The sequence below is a fragment of the Streptomyces sp. MA5143a genome, from assembly GCF_900290235.1.
GTDB lineage: Bacteria > Actinomycetota > Actinomycetes > Streptomycetales > Streptomycetaceae > Streptomyces.
Genome location: NZ_OLMK01000001.1, coordinates 1 through 18976 on the forward strand (window position 1 = coordinate 1; position 18976 = coordinate 18976).

Consider the following 18976-nt stretch of genomic DNA (forward strand, 5'->3'; position numbering starts at 1 on the left):
TGCCGAACAATCATTGATAGAGCTGGTCCCCGAATTTCGGTTCGGGGACCAGCTCTTTTTTGTTGTGCGTCACTTCGCGTTCACATTGCGCGACGAGGATCCGCGCTATGGGTACCGTTGGAATGCTCAAGGCCGCAGGTGTCGGCGTCGGTGACGAGGTGGTCGTGCCGGCGTTCGGGAACCCCGAGGTCGCCCAGGCCGTGAGCCTGACAGGGGCAGTGCCGGTCTTCGCGGACATAGACCCGCTGTCGTACTGCCTGGACGCGGCGGCCGTGGAGGCCGCGGTGACCACGCGGACCGTGGCGGTCGTCGCCGTGCACCGCTTCGGCCGGTCGGCGGACATCGCGGCACTGCACCAAATAGGGCAACGGCACGGCCTGTTGGTGCTGGAACAAGGGGAGTCCGAGGCGCCGTACAGCGAGGTCGGAGTGCGCAGGGAACGCGCCGCGTACCTCAGCACCAAACTGAAAGGCGTACGGGCCCCGGTCGGATGCGACGGGCACACCTTCCAGCAGTACGTCGTACGGGTGCCGGGCAACGGGCGGCCGGATCGGGACGCGTTCGCACGGGCCGTCAAGGCCAAGGGAGTTGCATGCAGCGTGCCGGTGAAGACGCCGGTGCACCGCATGCCGGAGTTCCGGCGGGACATATGTCTCCCCGAGACCGAACGAGCCGCCGACGAGACGCTCGCGCTGCCCATCGGCGGAGACATGTCGCGGCGCGAACTGCACCGGCTGGTGTCCGCCTGCAACGCGCTCGGCGGGCTGCTGCAGCCGGCGTTCTGAGAACGGTCGTCACGTGCACAAGCTTGGTTTGGGAGCACGGCTCTGTTCGGGGTATGATCTATTCCGTTGCCGCGAGGGAAACCTCGAAAGCGACAAGCCCCTATAGCTCAGTCGGCAGAGCGTCTCCATGGTAAGGAGAAGGTCAACGGTTCGATTCCGTTTGGGGGCTCAGCCAAAAGGCCCCGCCCATCCGGGCGGGGCCTTTCTCATGCCCTTTTCCGATCGTCGCCCGCTCAGTCCTTGTGCAGGCCCGGAACACGCATCGCGAGGATGGCCATGTCGTCCGACGGGGCGTCCGACGCGAAGCGCTCGACCGCGCGCATCACACGGGCCGCCACAGCGCCGGCCGTGAGACCCGTACAGGTCGTGAGGACCTCCGTCAGGCCGTCGTCGCCCAACATGCGGGTGCCCTCACGGCGTTCGGTGACGCCGTCCGTGACACAGAGGAGCACGTCACCGGGATCGAGGGTGACCGTCTGCTCGTACAGCTCCAGATCCTCCATGACACCGAGGAGGGGCTGCGGTTCGGCGGCCGGCTCCACCGTGCCGTCCTGGCGCAGGCGGAGCGGCAGCGGGTGCCCGGCACAGACGACCTTCAGGACGGCGCTGCCGTCCTCCTGAGGCCACAACTCGCCGTACAGGAGGGTCAGGAAACGACTGCGGGCGCCCTCGTCGATGATGGCGGAGTTCAAGCGCTCCAGTACGGCCGGGCCGCCGTAACCCTCGCGGGCCAGCAGGCGCAGGGCGTGACGGGCCAGGCCGGTCACCGCGGCGGCCTCCGGGCCCGTACCGCAGACATCGCCGATGGCGAAGCCGTACGCGCCGTCGCGGATCGGGAAGAGGTCGTAGAAGTCGCCGCCCACCTCGTTGCCCTCGCCGGCCGCGCGGTAGATGACCTCGACCTCGACGCCCTCGATGTCCGGAAGCTCCGGCGGGAGGAGGCTGCGCTGGAGGGACTGGCTGATGGCCATGCGCTCCGAGTACAGGCGGGCGTTGTCCAGGGCCAGGGCGGCCCTGCGGGACAGGTCCTCCGCGAGCTCCAGGATCTCCTGGCGGAAGTGCTCGTCCGTCGGCTTGCCGAGCGTGAGCATGCCGATGACGCGGTTACGGGCCACCAGGGGCAGGACGACCGTCTCCCCGCCCACCGCCGAGGCCGTCGCCAGAGTCGTGCCGATGCCCGAGCTGACCGTGGCGGGCTCGCCGAGGCCCAGGCTGCGCATCGAGGTGCGCAGCGCCGCGCGGTGGGCCGCTTCCGCGGGGGCCGTCCAGACGCGGGCGCCCGGAGTCGGGATCGGCTCGGGCGGCGCGATCTTGGACAGGAGGGCCTTGAGGCCGTCGATGAGGTCCTCGTCCTCGTGGAGCACGTACGAGAGGTACGGGTCGGAGGCCTGGTCGGCGATCGTGTACACCGCGCACCAGGTGGCGAGGGTCGGGATCGTCATCTGGGCCATCAGAGCCAGGGTCTGGTCGCGGTCCAGGGTGCCCGCGAGGAGGTCGGAGGCCTCGACGAGGAACGACAGGGAGCCGCGGCGCAGCCGCTCCAGCTCACCCAGGCGTGCCGACTCGACGGCGAGAGCGATGCGGTCGGCGGCGAACTGGAGGCGCAGGGCCTCCTCGTTGGAATAGCGGCTCGCGGCCTCCGCGGCGACGCCGAGGGAACCCGTGAGGCGGCCCTCGACCTTCAGCGGGACCGTGACGACCGAGCGCATGCCCGTGCCGCTGAGCAGGGGGACCGCGCCGGGGACGGCCGCGAGATCGTCATGGACGGCCGGCATGCGGGCCGAGCCGTAGCGGCCGGGGCCGGCCTCCACGGGGACGCGTGCGAAGCGCTGGCGGGCCGAGGGAAGGCCGGTGGAGGCCCGTACCTCCAGCTCGGTCTCGTCGTCGGTGGCGAGGAGCAGGAACGCGGAGTCCCCGTCGAGCATGTCGCGGGCGCGCTCCACCGTGCGCTGCAGGAGGCCGTCGAGGTCGTCCGGGGCGGGGGAGCCGATGAAGACCTCGAAGGGGTCCGTGGCCTGGCCCCCCTCGCCGGAGCCGCTCGAATCGCCGGTGGGGACGCGGATCGGGGTCTGCAGGACGGCGCGCTCGTGGTCCCGGACGAGAAGGCAGACCGTGGACGGTTCGCCGGCCGTGTCGCGGACCCGGAGGTGGGAGGCGTACACGGGGATCACCCGGCCGCCCGCGTCGCGGATGCCGTAACTGCCCTCCCAGCGGGAGAGTTGCAGGGCCTCCGCGACCCCGGTGCTGGTGCCGGGGGTGTGCGGCCAGGCGGCGAGGTCGGTGAGCGGCTTGCCGATGACCTGGTCCGGGGCGTAGCCGAACAGTTCCTCGGCGTCCTCGTTCCACGCGTTGATCGCGCCCGTGCGGTCGATCTGGACGACGGCGACGCGGACCCGGCCGTCGGCCAGGGGCAGCAGGTCGGCGGGGAGGGAAGGGCCCGCTGTGCGGGTGCCCACGGGGCGGTCGGGGAGGACGAGTTGGAACCAGACCTGCTTGTGGGTGGGGGTGTACTCGACGCCCCAGCGGCCGGCCATCGCCGCGCACAGCTGGAGGCCGCGGCCTCCCTCGCGGTCGGGGCTGCCCATGTTGACGGGGCTGGACTGGAGGGGGATCTCACGCTCGGGGTATCTGTCGGCGACCTCGATGCGGACCCCGTCCTCCGAGCGCAGGCACAGCACGTCGGCGGAGGTGCCCGCGTGGACGACCGCGTTGGTGACCAGTTCGCTGGTGAGGACCACGGCGTCGTCGACGATGTCGGCGAAACCCCAGCCCTGGAGGGTGTCGCGGACGAACGAGCGGGCCGTCGCGACGGATCGCGAGACGGGGTCGAAACTGGCGGCCGCGCGCGCGGTGATCACAGAACTCCTTGTCCGGTTCTCGTCGTGCGAGGACCCACGACCGACCTCCTGCCGAGGCAGAGGCTGATCATCCGTCGGCCTGGGTTCCTGGGGGGCCTCCCCAGGATGCAGTCCGGTGGTCATGGTGCGGCCGCCCCTCCGATGCCTGCCCGCTCGTGCTCGTGCGCCACCGCCCAGGCCGGACGGGACCGGCATGGCTGGACAGCCGCATGCAAGGTTACTTACCTTCGCCGTCCATGCGGATGCCGGTCGTCTGTGTTTCCGCCCGGAGGTGTGCGGACCGTGTGCGAAGCTGCCGAACTGTTATGGCCTGGTTCAGCCATGGTGAAACACTGGGCAGGATTCCAGGAGAAGGCCGGGTCGGACCGCGTTCTGCCAGGTGTACCGGGGAGTGGTGTCCGACTCACCGATCAGACGTACCCGCGTACGAAGTAGTACGAGTGGTACGAGCAGTGCGAAGCGGCCCAGTGGGGCGCAGTACGTCCAGCAGGAACGGTCGACCCTTGCGGGAGGGACACAGTGGAGTCTGGCGCAGCGACGCGAGGCACTAAGGCGCGCGCGAAAGGCGGACAGTCCCTGAACAAGCAGCGCAAACCGCGAGGCGGGACCACCACCGTGGACACGGCTGCCCTGGATCGGCTGTTGACGGCGCTGGAGGCCATGCGGGACGGCAACTTCCGCAAGCGGCTCACCGTCTCGGGTGACGGTGTCATGGCCGAGATCGCTGCCGTGTTCAACGAGGTGGCGGACCGCAATCTGCATCTGACCGGTGAGTTGTCGCGGGTGCGGCGGATGGTCGGCCGTGAGGGGAAGCTCACCGAGCGGCTGGAGACGGGCGCGACCGAGGGGTCCTGGGCGGCCGCGATCGATGCGTCGAACGCCCTGGTCGACGATCTCGTGCGGCCGGTCTCCGAGGTCAGCCGGGTGTTGTCGGCCGTCGCCGAGGGTGACCTGTCGCCGCGGATGGAGCTGCGGACGCACGCCCCGGACGGGAGCGGGCATCCGCTGCGAGGGGAGTTCCTGAAGGTCGGGCGGACCGTCAACAACCTGGTCGACCAGCTGTCGACGTTCACCGACGAGGTCACGCGTGTGGCCAGCGAGGTGGGCACCGAGGGCAAGCTGGGCGGACAGGCCCGGGTGCGTGGGATGTCCGGTTCGTGGAAGGACCTGACCGAGTCCGTCAACACGATGGCGTACCGGCTCACCGCGCAGGTGAGGGACATCGCGCTGGTGACGACCGCGGTCGCCAAGGGTGATCTGTCCCGGAAGGTCACGGTTCATGTCGCCGGCGAGATGCTGGAGCTGAAGGAGACCGTCAACACGATGGTCGACCAGCTGTCCGCGTTCTCCTCAGAGGTGACGCGAGTCGCCCGTGAGGTGGGCACGGAGGGCCAGCTCGGCGGTCAGGCCGAGGTGCCCGGTGTGGCCGGGGTGTGGAAAGAACTCACCGATTCGGTGAACACCATGGCCGGCAATCTGACGGCGCAGGTGCGGGGGATCGCCCAGGTCACCACCGCCGTCGCCAATGGTGATCTGTCGCAGAAGGTGACGGTCCCGGCACGTGGTGAGGTCGCCAAGCTCGCCGAGACGATCAACCAGATGACCGAGACGCTGCGGATCTTCGCCGACGAGGTCACCCGTGTGGCGAACGAGGTGGGTGCCGAGGGGCGTCTCGGCGGTCAGGCGCAGGTGCCGGGTGCGGCGGGTACGTGGAAGGACCTCACCGATTCGGTGAACACGGTCTTCCGGAACCTCACGATCCAGGTGCGGGACATCGCGGCCGTGACCACCGCCGTGGCCAACGGCGACCTCTCGCAGAAGGTCACCGTCGACGTGGCCGGCGAGATGCTGGAGCTGAAGAACACCGTCAACGGGATGGTCGACCAGCTGTCCTACTTCGGTGCCGAGGTCACCCGCGTGGCCAACGAGGTGGGTGCCGAGGGGCGTCTCGGCGGTCAGGCGAAGGTGCCGGGCGCGGCCGGTACGTGGAAGGACCTCACGGACTCCGTCAACACGGCGTTCCGGAATCTCACCGGACAGGTGAGGAACATCGCGGCGGTCACCACGGCCGTGGCCAACGGCGACCTTTCGCAGAAGGTCACCGTCGATGTCGCGGGCGAGATGCTCGAACTGAAGAACACCGTGAACACGATGGTGGACCAGCTGTCGTCGTTCGCCGACCAGGTGACCCGCATGGCCCGCGACGTGGGCACGGAGGGCCGCCTCGGCGGCCAGGCGCGCGTGGACGGTGTGTCGGGCACCTGGAAGGAGCTCACCGACTCCGTCAACTCGATGGCCGGCAACCTCACCTCCCAGGTGCGCAACATCGCCCAGGTGACGACGGCGGTCGCCCGAGGTGACCTCTCGCAGAAGATCGACGTCGACGCGCGCGGCGAGATCCTGGAGCTGAAGAACACCATCAACACGATGGTGGACCAGCTGTCGTCCTTCGCCGACCAGGTGACCAGGGTGGCCCGTGACGTGGGCACGGAGGGCCGCCTCGGCGGTCAGGCGCACGTGCCGGGTGTCGCCGGTGTGTGGCGCGACCTCACCGAGTCCGTGAACGGCATGGCCGGCAACCTGACCGGACAGGTCCGCAACATCGCGCAGGTCGCCACGGCGGTCGCCCGCGGTGACCTCTCCCAGAAGATCACCGTGGACGCGCGCGGCGAGATCCTGGAGCTGAAGAACACGCTGAACACGATGGTGGACCAGCTGTCGTCGTTCGCGGAGGAGGTCACCAGGGTCGCCCGTGAGGTGGGCACGGAGGGCCAGCTCGGCGGTCAGGCCGAGGTGCAGGGCGTCTCCGGCACCTGGAAGGACCTCACCCAGTCGGTGAACTTCATGGCGAACAACCTGACCATCCAGGTGCGCCAGATCGCCGAGGTCACGACCGCGGTCGCCAAGGGCGACCTGTCGAAGAAGATCACCGTGGACGCCAAGGGCGAGATCCTCGAGCTCGTCACCACGGTGAACACGATGGTCGACCAGCTGTCGTCCTTCGCCGAGCAGGTGACCCGGGTGGCCCGTGAGGTGGGCACCGAGGGCATCCTCGGGGGCCAGGCGCACGTGCCGGGCGTCACCGGCATCTGGAAGGACCTCAGCGGCAATGTGAACCTGATGGCCAAGAACCTGACCATGCAGGTGCGGAACATCTCCCAGGTGGCCGCGGCCGTCGCCAACGGCGACCTCACCCGCACGGTGACGATCGAGGCGCGCGGAGAGGTCGCGCAGCTCGCCGACACCTTCAACAGCATGGTCAAGACGCTGAGCTCCTTCGCGGACCAGGTCACCAAGGTGGCCCGCGAGGTGGGCACGGACGGCATCCTGGGCGGCCAGGCGCACGTACCGGGTGTGGCGGGTACATGGAAGGACCTCACCGAGTCCGTGAACTCGATGGCGTCGAACCTGACCGGGCAGGTCCGCAACATCGCGATGGTCACGACCGCCATCGCCAAGGGTGATCTCACCAAGAAGATCGACATCGACGCGCGCGGCGAGATCCTGGAGCTGAAGACCACCATCAACACGATGGTCGACCAGCTGTCGTCCTTCGCCGAGGAGGTCACCCGGGTGGCCCGCGAGGTGGGCACCGAGGGGCAGCTGGGCGGTCTGGCACGGGTGCGGGACGTCGACGGCACCTGGCGGGATCTCACCGAGTCGGTGAACGAGATGGCCGGGAACCTCACCCGGCAGGTGCGCGCCATCGCGCGCGTGGCCACCGCGGTGACCCGGGGCGACCTGAATCTCAAGATCGACGTGGACGCGTCGGGCGAGATCAAGGAGTTGCAGGACTACATCAACAAGATGATCGCCAACCTGCGCGACACCACGATCGCCAACCAGGAGCAGGACTGGCTCAAGGGCAATCTGGCCCGCATCTCCGCCCTGATGCAGGGCCGCCGGGACCTGGACGACGTGGCGTCGCTGATCATGAGCGAGCTGACTCCGGTGGTCTCCGCGCAGCACGGGGCGTTCTTCCTGGCGATGCCGTTGGTCGACGGCAAGGACCTGGGCCCGGACAACGACGACGAGTACGAGCTGCGGATGCTCGGTTCGTACGGCTACTCGATGGGCTCGATGCCGACGTCGTTCGGGCCGGGGGAGGCGCTGGTCGGCACGGCCGCGCAGGAGAAGCGCACCATCCTGGTGGAGAACGCGCCGAGCGGTTATCTGAAGATCTCCTCCGGGCTCGGTGAGGCGCCCCCGGCGCAGGTCATCGTGCTTCCGGTGCTCTTCGAGGGGACCGTGCTCGGTGTGATCGAGCTGGCGTCGTTCACGCCGTTCACGCAGATCCAGAAGGACTTCCTCAACCAGATCGCCGAGATGATCGCGACGAGCGTCAACACCATCTCCGTCAACACCAAGACGGAGGTGCTGCTGAAGCAGTCGCAGGAGCTGACCGAGCAACTGCGGGAGCGGTCGGACGAGTTGGAGAACCGGCAGAAGGCCCTCCAGGCGTCCAACGCCGAACTGGAGGAGAAGGCCGAGCTGCTGGCCCGGCAGAACCGCGACATCGAGGTCAAGAACACCGAGATCGAGGAGGCGCGGCAGGTCCTGGAGGAGCGGGCCGAGCAGCTCGCCGTCTCGATGCGCTACAAGAGCGAGTTCCTGGCGAACATGTCGCACGAGCTGCGTACGCCGCTCAACTCGCTGCTGATCCTCGCCAAGCTGCTCGCGGACAACGCCGAGTCGAACCTGACGCCCAAGCAGGTCGAGTTCGCCGAGACGATCCACGGGGCGGGCTCCGACCTGCTCCAGCTGATCAACGACATCCTGGACCTGTCGAAGGTCGAGGCGGGCAAGATGGACGTCTCGCCGACCCGGATCGCGCTCGTCCAGCTCGTCGACTACGTGGAGGCCACCTTCCGGCCGCTGACCGCCGAGAAGGGCCTGGACTTCTCCGTGCGCGTCTCGCCGGAGCTGCCGGCCACGCTGCACACGGACGAACAGCGGCTGCTGCAGGTGCTGCGCAACCTTCTGTCGAACGCGGTGAAGTTCACCGACTCGGGGGCCGTGGAGCTGGTCATCCGGCCGGCCGGCGCGGATGTGCCGGTGGCCATCAGGGAGCAGCTGCTGGAGGCGGGCTCGCTGAGCGACCCGGACGCGGACATGATCGCGTTCTCGGTGACCGACACCGGCATCGGTATCGCGGCCAGCAAGATGCGGGTGATCTTCGAGGCGTTCAAGCAGGCCGACGGCACCACGAGCCGCAAGTACGGCGGTACGGGCCTGGGGCTGTCGATCTCGCGGGAGATCGCCCGGCTGTTGGGCGGCGAGATCCACGCCCAGAGCGAGCCCGGACGCGGCTCCACCTTCACCCTCTACCTGCCGCTGCACCCGAGTGAACTGCCTCCGCAGGGCTACGCGAGCAACACCCCGTCCTCGCTGGAAGCGGGGGAGCTGCTGGCCTCCGAGGCCGAGCTGAGCGAACCCGCGGAGACGCCGGCCGAGGTGAAGTCGTACCAGGAGACGCAGAACGGGGCCGCCGCGCTGTTCAGGCGCCGCCGCAGGGCCGTGCCGGCCGGTCCGTCGTCCGGGATGCCCGGGCAGGGCAACGGGCAGGCGCCGGAGCACTGGGCGCAGGAGGCGCCACAGGCGCGCCGTGCCGCCCGGTTCGACGGCGAGAAGGTGCTGATCGTCGACGACGACATCCGCAACGTCTTCGCGCTCACCAGCGTCCTGGAGCAGCACGGCCTGTCCGTGCTGTACGCGGAGAACGGCCGCGAGGGCATCGAGGTCCTGGAGCAGCACGACGATGTGACAGTCGTCCTGATGGACATCATGATGCCCGAGATGGACGGGTACGCGACGACCACGGCGATCCGCCGGATGCCGCAGTTCGCCGGACTGCCGATCATCGCGCTGACGGCCAAGGCGATGAAGGGCGACCGGGAGAAGGCGATCGACTCGGGCGCATCCGACTATGTGACCAAGCCGGTCGATCCGGATCATCTGCTGGCGGTGATGGAGCAATGGATGCGGAGCGAGTGACGGGCGGGAGGCGTGCGGTCACAACCGGATGAGTGGAAAGCCCACTTGCTGACTGAGTGTGGCCGAGGCCGTGTAGAAACGCGGGATTCGGGGAACCTTCTGGTCCCCCGCCGCGTTTCTGCTACGAGCACAGTGACATCACGGTGACAGGGTGTGGCGACGGGCTGGGTGCGGCTACGATGACCGGCACAAGGACGGGCGGCGCAAGGGAGTCGTCCCCTGAGGTGACACCCGGCGGTGTCACCTCGGATCCTGAGGACAGGGGAGGCCCCAAGCCGGGGCGAGGAGGGCGGGCCATGGTGCAGAAGGCCAAGATCCTCCTGGTCGATGACCGGCCGGAGAATCTGCTGGCGCTGGAGGCCATCCTCTCCGCGCTCGATCAGACGCTGGTGCGGGCATCGTCCGGGGAGGAAGCGCTCAAGGCGCTGCTGACGGACGACTTCGCGGTCATTCTGTTGGACGTCCAGATGCCGGGCATGGACGGATTCGAGACGGCCGCGCACATCAAGCGGCGTGAGCGGACACGGGACATCCCGATCATCTTCCTCACCGCCATCAACCACGGCCCGCACCACACCTTCCGGGGGTACGCGGCGGGCGCGGTCGACTACATCTCCAAGCCGTTCGACCCGTGGGTGCTGCGGGCGAAGGTCTCCGTCTTCGTCGAGCTGTACATGAAGAACTGCCAGCTCAGGGAGCAGGCGGCGCTGCTGCGACTCCAGTTGGAGGGCGGCGGCAAGGGCGCGGCGGGCGGCTCCAAGGAGCCCTCCGGCGGCATCCTCGCCGAACTCTCCGCGCGCCTCGCGGCCGTGGAGGAGCAGGCGGAGGCCCTCTCCAAGCAGCTCGACGACGACTCGGCGGACGCGGCGGCGGTGGCCACCGCGGCCCATCTCGAACGGAAACTCACCGGGCTGCGCAGGGCGCTGGACGCGCTGGAGCCGGGCACGGGCGGACCCGCCTCGGTGCCCTCGCAGAACTGAGCGGAGTCCCGCCGGGGAAGTGCACGGGTCCATGCCGCGGTAAGTGGCCGGGACCCGGCCGCAGTTGTGCCCTGACGGCGTGAGGGCCGTGCCGGACGGCAGCGGCAGCCGTGCTCTGACGGCCTCGGCAGCTCGTGTCCGAGTCTTGGTGGCTGTGCCTGACGGCGTCGGTGCTGAGGGGTCGTCAGGGGCCGTCAGCTTCGGGGTGCCGGACACGCGACACGAACGGGTGAAGCAGTAGGCACACGTGTCGGCTGTGGCCTCCACCGGTAACCTCACACTCATGGCCTCACGTCAGTCCGCTGCGAAGAAGTCGCCCGCGAAGAAGGCGGCCGCTCCGACGAAGGCTCCGGCGAAGAAGGCCCCCGCGAAGAAAGCCGCCGCCAAGAAGGCGGCGGCGAAGAAGACGGCCCCTCCGAAGCCGGCGCCCAATCCGACCGGGGGCGTGTACAGGCTCGTACGCGCCGTCTGGCTCGGTGCCGCGCACGCCGTCGGCGCCGTCTTCCGCGGCATAGGGCAGGGCGCGAAGAACCTCGACCCGGCGCACCGCAAGGACGGCGTCGCGCTGCTGCTGCTCGCCCTCGCGCTGATCGTCGCCGCCGGCACCTGGTCCCATCTGCGCGGCCCTGTCGGCGACCTCGTCGAGATGCTCGTGACCGGCGCCTTCGGCCGACTCGACCTGCTCGTGCCGATACTGCTCGCGATCATCGCCGTACGGTTCATCCGGCATCCCGAGAAGCCCGACGCCAACGGCCGCATCGTCATCGGTCTGTCGGCGCTCGTCATCGGTGTGCTCGGACAGGTCCACATCGCCTGCGGCTCGCCCGCCCGCAGCGCCGGAATGCAGCCCATAAGGGACGCCGGCGGGCTCATCGGCTGGGGCACGGCCACCCCGCTGACGTACACCATGGGCGAGGCGCTCGCCGTCGCCATGCTCGTGCTGCTCACCGTCTTCGGGCTCCTCGTCGTCACCGCGACACCGGTCAACGCGATCCCGCAGCGGCTGCGGCTCCTCGGGCAGAAGCTGGGCATCGTCGCGGCCGACGTGGACGAGGCGTACGGCGACGACGACGCGCGCTACGACGAACAGTGGCGTGAAGCACTGCCCGCGCGCCCCCGCCGCGGCGGATCCGCCTCCCAGGAGTACGACGCCGACGGCGCCGAGCAGGAGGCCCTCTCCAGGCGCCGCCCCCGGCGTTCCGCCGTGCGCCAGCCCGACCCCGACCGGCCGATGGACGCCGTGGACGTCGCCGCCGCGGCCGCCGCAGCCCTCGACGGGGCCGTGCTCCACGGGATGCCGCCCTCGCCGGTGGTCGCCGACCTCACCCATGGCGTGAGCGCCGGGGACCGCGAGGACACCACCCCCGTCCCCGCCGCGCGCACCAGAACGCCCAAGCAGGAAGCCCCGGCCGCCAGGACGGCCAAGGCCCCGCAGCAGGAAGCCCTGGTGCCGGACCTCACCAAGAAGGCCCCCGACGAGCCGCGTGACCTGCCGGCGCGCGCCGAGCAGCTCCAGCTCTCCGGCGACATCACGTACGCGCTGCCCTCGCTCGACCTGCTGGAGCGGGGCGGCCCCGGCAAGACCCGCAGCGCCGCCAACGATGCCGTCGTCGCCTCGCTCACCAACGTCTTCACCGAGTTCAAGGTCGACGCCTCCGTCACCGGCTTCACGCGCGGGCCGACGGTCACGCGCTACGAGGTCGAGCTGGGCCCCGCCGTGAAGGTCGAGCGGATCACCGCACTGACCAAGAACATCGCCTACGCCGTCGCGAGTCCGGACGTCCGGATCATCAGCCCGATCCCCGGCAAGTCGGCGGTGGGCATCGAGATCCCCAACACCGACCGCGAGATGGTCAACCTCGGCGACGTCCTGCGCCTCGCGGACGCGGCCGAGGACGACCACCCGATGCTGGTGGCGCTCGGCAAGGACGTCGAGGGCGGCTATGTGATGGCCAACCTGGCGAAGATGCCGCATGTGCTCGTCGCGGGTGCGACCGGCTCCGGTAAATCGTCGTGCATCAACTGCCTCATCACGTCGGTCATGGTCCGCGCGACCCCCGAGGACGTGCGCATGGTCCTCGTCGACCCCAAGCGCGTCGAACTCACCGCGTACGAGGGCATCCCGCACCTCATCACGCCGATCATCACCAACCCCAAGCGGGCCGCCGAGGCGCTCCAGTGGGTCGTGCGCGAGATGGACCTGCGCTACGACGACCTCGCGGCGTTCGGCTACCGGCACATCGACGACTTCAACGAGGCCATCAGGAACGGCAAGGTCAAGCTGCCCGAGGGCAGCGAGCGCGAGCTCCAGCCATACCCGTATCTGCTGGTCATCGTGGACGAGCTGGCCGACCTGATGATGGTCGCGCCGAGGGACGTCGAGGACGCGATCGTCCGCATCACACAGCTCGCCCGAGCGGCCGGCATCCACCTGGTGCTCGCCACGCAGCGGCCGTCGGTCGACGTCGTCACCGGTCTCATCAAGGCCAACGTGCCCTCACGGCTCGCCTTCGCCACCTCGTCGCTCGCCGACTCGCGCGTCATCCTCGACCAGCCCGGCGCAGAGAAGCTCATCGGCAAGGGTGACGGGCTGTTCCTCCCGATGGGTGCGAACAAACCCACCCGAATGCAGGGCGCGTTCGTGACCGAGGACGAGGTCGCGGCGGTCGTCCAGCACTGCAAGGACCAGATGGCGCCCGTCTTCCGCGACGACGTCACCGTGGGCACCAAGCAGAAGAAGGAGATCGACGAGGAGATCGGCGACGACCTCGACCTGCTGTGCCAGGCGGCCGAACTCGTCGTCTCCACGCAGTTCGGCTCGACCTCCATGCTCCAGCGCAAGCTGCGCGTCGGCTTCGCCAAGGCCGGACGGCTGATGGACCTCATGGAGTCGCGGGGCGTCGTGGGACCGAGCGAGGGCTCCAAGGCGCGTGACGTTCTCGTGAAACCCGACGAGCTGGACGGAGTGCTGGCGGTGATCAGGGGGGAAACTGGGGAGTAGGGGGCCGCGCGGGAGGGCCTCCGGGCGGGTGGAACACGTCGGGAGCACGGGTGGACCTACGGCATCCGGGTATTCGAACGTGACCCAGCCGTAAGGAAATGGTGAGCAACCGTTTCCCTGCGGCGTACGTCAAGTTGGAGGAAGGGAAAGCCACGTGCCTGACCCTCACCACCAGCAGGATGACCGGCCATTCTGATGGCGTACAAAGACCCACCGCCCGGTTGCCCCACCCTTTCGTACCCCCCCTAGACTGAACCTCCAGCACAGGTGGCTACACGCTCGAAAGGCGCCCCCGTGTCCATCGGCAACTCCCCTGACGGCAACTTCCCCGAAGACGAGCGTCCGTTCGAATACGACCGAGACGAACGCGCGGCGGAACGCCCCTCGATCGGCCATGCCCTCAGGCAGGCGCGCATCGACGCCGGGCTGACCGTCGACGACGTCAGTAACGCCACCCGGGTCCGCATCGCCATCGTGCACGCGATCGAGCGGGACGACTTCGCGCCTTGCGGCGGCGACGTCTACGCGCGCGGTCACATCCGCTCCGTCGCGCGCGCGGTACGCATCGACCCCGCCCCGCTGCTCGCCCAGTACGACGAGGCGCACGGCGGGCGTCCCGCACCGACCCCGGCGGCGCCCCTGTTCGAGGCGGAACGCATCCGCCCCGAGCGCCGCGGACCCAACTGGACCGCCGCCATGGTCGCCGCGATCGTCGCGGTGATCGGCTTCGTCGGCTTCACCGCGTTCGACGGCGGACAGGACGGCGACACCTCAAGCCAGGCCGTCGAGGGGTCCACGCCGACCGCCGGCAAGTCCCCCTCACCCACGCCCAAGGCCGACAAGCCCGAGGCCGACCCCAAGCCGGAGCCGTCCGACAGCGCCATCGCGGCCGCTCCCCGTGACAAGGTCACCGTCCGGGTCACCGCGTCCAACGGCCGCAGCTGGATCTCCGCCAAGGACCACAGCGGCCAGCTGCTGTGGGACGGTCTCCTCCAGCAGGGCCAGTCCAAGACCTTCCAGGACAGCTCCAAGATCGACCTCGTACTCGGCGACGCCGGGGCCGTCCAGCTCTACGTCAACGGCAAGAAGATCAAGGACGAGTTCCGTCCCGGCCAGGTCGAACGCCTGACGTACACGAAGGGCGACCCGGAGGTCGGCTGACCGGAAGGTCCGCCGTGCGGGGGCCGTGAGGCCCCCGGCCAGGGGCGGGCGGCCCGCACAGAAGACGCACAGGGAAACGTACGCACGGGGTTGGCCAAGATCGGCCAACCCCGTCGACGTAGGCCGTCAGTGGGACGAAGTAGTCTTGAGCCCATGCCTGAACGCCGTACCGTCGCACTCGTCACTCTTGGCTGCGCCCGCAACGAGGTGGACTCGGAGGAGCTCGCAGGCCGTTTGGAGGCGGACGGCTGGGAGCTCGTCGAGGACGCCGAGGACGCGGACGTCGCGGTCGTCAACACCTGTGGCTTCGTCGAGGCCGCCAAGAAGGACTCCGTCGACGCCCTCCTGGAGGCCAACGACCTCAAGGGCCACGGCAGAACCCAGGCCGTCGTGGCCGTGGGCTGCATGGCCGAGCGGTACGGCAAGGAGCTCGCTGAGGCCCTGCCCGAGGCCGACGGCGTGCTCGGCTTCGACGACTACGCGGACATCTCCGACCGCCTCCAGACCATCCTGAGCGGCGGCGTCCACGCCTCGCACACCCCGCGCGACCGCCGCAAGCTGCTGCCGATCAGCCCGGCCGAGCGCCAGGACTCCGCGGCCGAGGTCGCGCTCCCCGGGCACGCCCCCGCCGATCTCCCGGACGGACTCGCCCCGGCCTCCGGCCCGCGCGCACCACTGCGCCGCCGGCTCGACGGCTCGCCCGTCGCCTCCGTGAAGCTCGCCTCCGGCTGCGACCGCCGCTGCTCCTTCTGCGCCATCCCGTCCTTCCGCGGCTCCTTCATCTCCCGCCGCCCCTCGGACGTGCTCAACGAGACCCGCTGGCTCGCCGAGCAGGGCGTCAAGGAGATCATGCTGGTCTCCGAGAACAACACCTCGTACGGCAAGGACCTCGGCGACATCCGGCTGCTGGAGTCGCTGCTGCCCGAGCTCGCCGAGGTCGACGGCATCGAGCGGGTGCGCGTCAGCTACCTCCAGCCCGCCGAGATGCGGCCCGGCCTGATCGACGTGCTCACCTCGACCCCCAAGGTCGTGCCCTACTTCGACCTCTCCTTCCAGCACTCCGCGCCCGCCGTGCTGCGCTCGATGCGCCGCTTCGGTGACACCGACCGCTTCCTGGAGCTGCTCGACACCATCCGCGGCAAGGCCCCCGAGGCCGGTGTCCGGTCCAACTTCATCGTCGGCTTCCCCGGCGAGACCGAGGCCGACCTCGCGGAGCTGGAGCGTTTCCTGAACGGCGCGCGGCTGGACGCCATCGGTGTCTTCGGATACTCCGACGAGGAGGGCACCGAAGCGGCCACCTATGACAACAAGCTCGACGAGGACGTGGTCGCCGAGCGTCTCGCGCGCGTCTCCCGGCTGGCCGAGGAACTGGTCTCCCAGCGCGCCGAGGAGCGCGTCGGGCAGACGGTCCGCGTCCTGGTCGAGTCGGTCGACGGCGACGAGGGCGCCTACGGCCGCGCCGCCCACCAGGCGCCCGAGACGGATGGCCAGGTGCTGTTCACGAACGGCGAGAACCTGACGGTCGGCCTTATGGTCGACGCGAAGGTGGTCGGCACCGAAGGCGTCGACCTGGTGGCCGAGGCGCTTCCGGGCTCCCTCGCGTGTACTGAGGAGGCGGCCAGATGACGGGTGTCCCGGCATCCGCGGCGGGCGGCTCCCCCGGTGCCAAGAGCGCCGCGAGTGCCCCCGGCGCTCCCGGCGCCCCGAGCGCTCCCGGAGACGCCAGGCCCGTGCGGGGCGGGAAGCTCGGCGCTGCCGCGGTCAACCAGGCCAGCCTCTGGAACATCGCGAACATCCTGACCATGGTCCGCCTGGTCCTTGTCCCGGGCTTCGTCATGCTGATGCTCATGGACGGCGGGTACGACCCCGTGTGGCGGGCCTGGGCCTGGGCCGCCTTCGCGGTCGCCATGATCACCGACATCTTCGACGGTCATCTGGCCCGGACCTACAACCTCGTCACCGACTTCGGGAAGATCGCCGACCCCATCGCCGACAAGGCGATCATGGGCTCGGCGCTGATCTGCCTGTCCTACCTCGGTGATCTGCCCTGGTGGGTGACGGCGGTCATCCTCGGCCGAGAACTCGGCATCACCCTGCTGCGTTTCGTCGTCATCCGGTACGGGGTGATCCCGGCGAGCCGCGGCGGCAAGCTGAAGACCCTCGCCCAGGGCACCGCCGTCGGGATGTACGTCCTGGTACTGGAGGGACCGCTGGCCACCCTGAGGTTCTGGGTGATGGCCGTGGCGGTCATTCTCACCGTGGTCACCGGACTCGACTATGTGAGACAGGCCATTGTGTTGCGCCGGCATGGAATCGCCGAGCGCCAGGCCGCGGCGGAGGGAGCGGAACGGTGACGTCCACAGCCGCTGACGTGCTGCGACTACTGAAGGTGAGGGGCGAGACGCTCGCCGTCGCCGAGTCGCTCACCGGCGGTCTGGTCGCGGCCGCGATCACGGACGTCCCCGGCGCCTCCCAGGCCTTCCGGGGCTCGGTCACCGCGTACGCGACCGAGGTGAAGCACCAGTTGCTGGGTGTCGACGCCACCCTCCTGGACCAGCGCGGAGCGGTGGATCCGCAGGTCGCGGCCCAGATGGCGGACGGTGTCCGCAAGGCGCTCGGCGCCGACTGGGGAATTTCGACCACCGGGGTCGCGGGCCCCGACCCGCAGGACGGGCAGCCCGTCGGCACGGTCCATGTCGCTGTCGCCGGACCTCTCGGCGCGGATTCCGGCACATTCGATGGCGGGAAAGTGGCGTCGTTGAGGTTGAACGGCGGCCGGGCGGAAATTCGTATGGAGAGTGTACGGAGCGTGCTCGGACTCCTCCTCCAGGAGCTCGTGGGCGAACAGACCGGGAATGAGCGGGCACAGGATACGGAACAGAACGGGGGGACTTGATGTTTGCAGCCCTGAGTGAACACAACAGCGCTCCCCGCACGGCCGCAGCGCGAGGCGGTACGGTGGGGCGTGAAGGATGCGGCTACACGGTCCGAGGAGGGAGCCACCGATGATTCTGCTCCGTCGCCTGCTGGGTGACGTGCTGCGTCGGCAGCGCCAGCGCCAGGGCCGTACTCTGCGCGAAGTCTCCTCGTCCGCCCGAGTCTCACTCGGCTATCTCTCCGAGGTGGAGCGGGGGCAGAAGGAGGCTTCCTCCGAGCTGCTCTCCGCCATTTGCGACGCGCTGGACGTACGGATGTCCGAGCTCATGCGGGAAGTGAGTGACGAGCTCGCCCTTGCCGAGCTGGCCCAGTCCGCAGCGGCCACCGAGCCGGTGCCAGCACCAGTGCGTCGACCCATGCTCAACTCCGTGTCGGTGGCCGGTGTGCCACCGGAGCGGGTCACGATCAAGGCGCCCACCGAAGCGGTGGACGTCGTGGCGGCGTGACAGCCGCACGTGTATGCGTGAGGTTCGGCGCACGCCGCTGAAGTAGAAGGAGAAGCGCGATGGGAGCCCCGGTCGGGGCCTCCAGGGAAACCTGGGGGTGTCGGCCGGGGCTTTTGCGTGGGGGCTTGTGCGTGGGGGTGAGCGGGGCGGGCGGTGGGGGTTCCCGTTTGCCCGGGTGGGGGTGTGAGGTCATGGTGGAGGGGCGGGCTCGGGGGCGTGCGCGCGAGGAGTTCGTGCGTTCGCACACCGTCGTCAAGGGCGTAGGGCCGGCCCGGTCGTACGTCCGTACGTCCCCTCGAGAACCGGAGCGCGCCGATGTACGTCGTCAAGAGCCCGCTGTCCGACGCCGACCTCAAGACCGTCTCCGAGGCGCTGCAAGGCGCCCTGGTCGATCTCGTGGACCTGTCCCTCGTGGCCAAGCAGATCCACTGGAATGTCGTCGGACCCCGCTTCCGCACGGTCCATCTGCAACTCGACGAGGTCGTGGACACCGCGCGACTGCACTCCGACACGGTCGCCGAGCGAGCGGCCACGCTCGGCGTCTCGCCGGACGGGCGGGCCCCGACGGTGGCCGGGAGCAGCGGCATCGGCAAGGTGCCCGACGGCTGGGTCAAGGACACGGACGCCGTGGGGACGCTGGTGGACGCGCTCGGTGCGGTGATCACTCGAATGCGGACGCGGGTGGAGAGCACCGCGGAGGCGGATCCGGTGAGCCAGGACATCTTCATCGAGATCACGGCGGATCTCGAGAAACACCACTGGATGTTCCAGGCGGAGAACGGATAGCACCTGGCTGTGGCTGTGGCTGTGGCTG

At 69.4% G+C, this 18976-nt stretch carries 11 protein-coding genes and 1 tRNA gene; 11 read left to right on the forward strand and 1 reads right to left on the reverse strand.

What is annotated here, in order from left to right; all coding sequences use genetic code 11:
* Positions 1-122: 122 nt before the first annotated feature.
* Together SMA5143A_RS00005 and SMA5143A_RS00010 are read left to right on the forward strand one after the other, a co-directional pair.
* Entirely contained in the window at positions 123-785 is a 663-nt protein-coding gene (locus tag SMA5143A_RS00005; RefSeq protein WP_107460743.1) for a DegT/DnrJ/EryC1/StrS family aminotransferase, read from the forward strand.
* Between the two features lie 96 nt (positions 786-881).
* A tRNA-Thr gene (locus tag SMA5143A_RS00010) sits at positions 882-954 on the forward strand.
* Positions 955-1018: 64 nt separating this feature from the next.
* On the opposite strand, the gene SMA5143A_RS00015 is transcribed toward SMA5143A_RS00010, so the two are convergent.
* Positions 1019-3766, reverse strand: a complete 2748-nt coding sequence (locus SMA5143A_RS00015) for a SpoIIE family protein phosphatase (RefSeq protein ID WP_107460744.1) — start codon at positions 3764-3766, stop codon at positions 1019-1021.
* 396 nt (positions 3767-4162) lie between these two features.
* Between SMA5143A_RS00015 and SMA5143A_RS00020 the strand changes: the two genes are divergently transcribed.
* From SMA5143A_RS00020 to SMA5143A_RS00060, 9 genes are all read left to right on the forward strand, one after another.
* Positions 4163-9637: a HAMP domain-containing protein gene (locus SMA5143A_RS00020; protein ID WP_107460745.1), complete on the forward strand. Its 5475-nt coding sequence runs from the start codon at positions 4163-4165 to the stop codon at positions 9635-9637.
* A 296-nt stretch (positions 9638-9933) separates the two neighbouring features.
* Positions 9934-10617, forward strand: a complete 684-nt coding sequence (locus SMA5143A_RS00025) for a response regulator (RefSeq protein WP_055538482.1) — start codon at positions 9934-9936, stop codon at positions 10615-10617.
* Between the two features lie 283 nt (positions 10618-10900).
* Positions 10901-13618, forward strand: a complete 2718-nt coding sequence (locus SMA5143A_RS00030; protein WP_258193174.1) for an FtsK/SpoIIIE family DNA translocase — start codon at positions 10901-10903, stop codon at positions 13616-13618.
* Between the two features lie 294 nt (positions 13619-13912).
* On the forward strand, positions 13913-14779 hold the full coding sequence (locus tag SMA5143A_RS00035; RefSeq protein ID WP_107460747.1) for a helix-turn-helix domain-containing protein: 867 nt from the start codon (positions 13913-13915) through the stop codon (positions 14777-14779).
* A 153-nt stretch (positions 14780-14932) separates the two neighbouring features.
* Positions 14933-16405, forward strand: a complete 1473-nt coding sequence (rimO, locus tag SMA5143A_RS00040; protein ID WP_055714358.1) for a 30S ribosomal protein S12 methylthiotransferase RimO — start codon at positions 14933-14935, stop codon at positions 16403-16405.
* Positions 16402-17133 carry a CDP-diacylglycerol--glycerol-3-phosphate 3-phosphatidyltransferase gene (gene pgsA / locus SMA5143A_RS00045; RefSeq protein ID WP_107460748.1) on the forward strand — a complete coding sequence of 244 codons (732 nt, stop codon included), beginning with the start codon at positions 16402-16404 and terminating at the stop codon, positions 17131-17133. Before rimO ends, pgsA begins: the two co-directional genes overlap by 4 nt.
* A complete protein-coding gene (locus SMA5143A_RS00050) occupies positions 17130-17675 on the forward strand; it encodes a CinA family protein (protein WP_107460749.1) in 546 nt (181 codons plus the stop codon). Before pgsA ends, SMA5143A_RS00050 begins: the two co-directional genes overlap by 4 nt.
* A gap of 109 nt (positions 17676-17784) precedes the next feature.
* A complete protein-coding gene (locus SMA5143A_RS00055; protein WP_055511872.1) occupies positions 17785-18162 on the forward strand; it encodes a helix-turn-helix domain-containing protein in 378 nt (125 codons plus the stop codon).
* A 315-nt stretch (positions 18163-18477) separates the two neighbouring features.
* Complete coding sequence (locus tag SMA5143A_RS00060; protein ID WP_107460750.1) at positions 18478-18948, forward strand: Dps family protein; 471 nt, start codon at positions 18478-18480, stop codon at positions 18946-18948.
* The last annotated feature ends 28 nt before the right edge of the window (positions 18949-18976 follow it).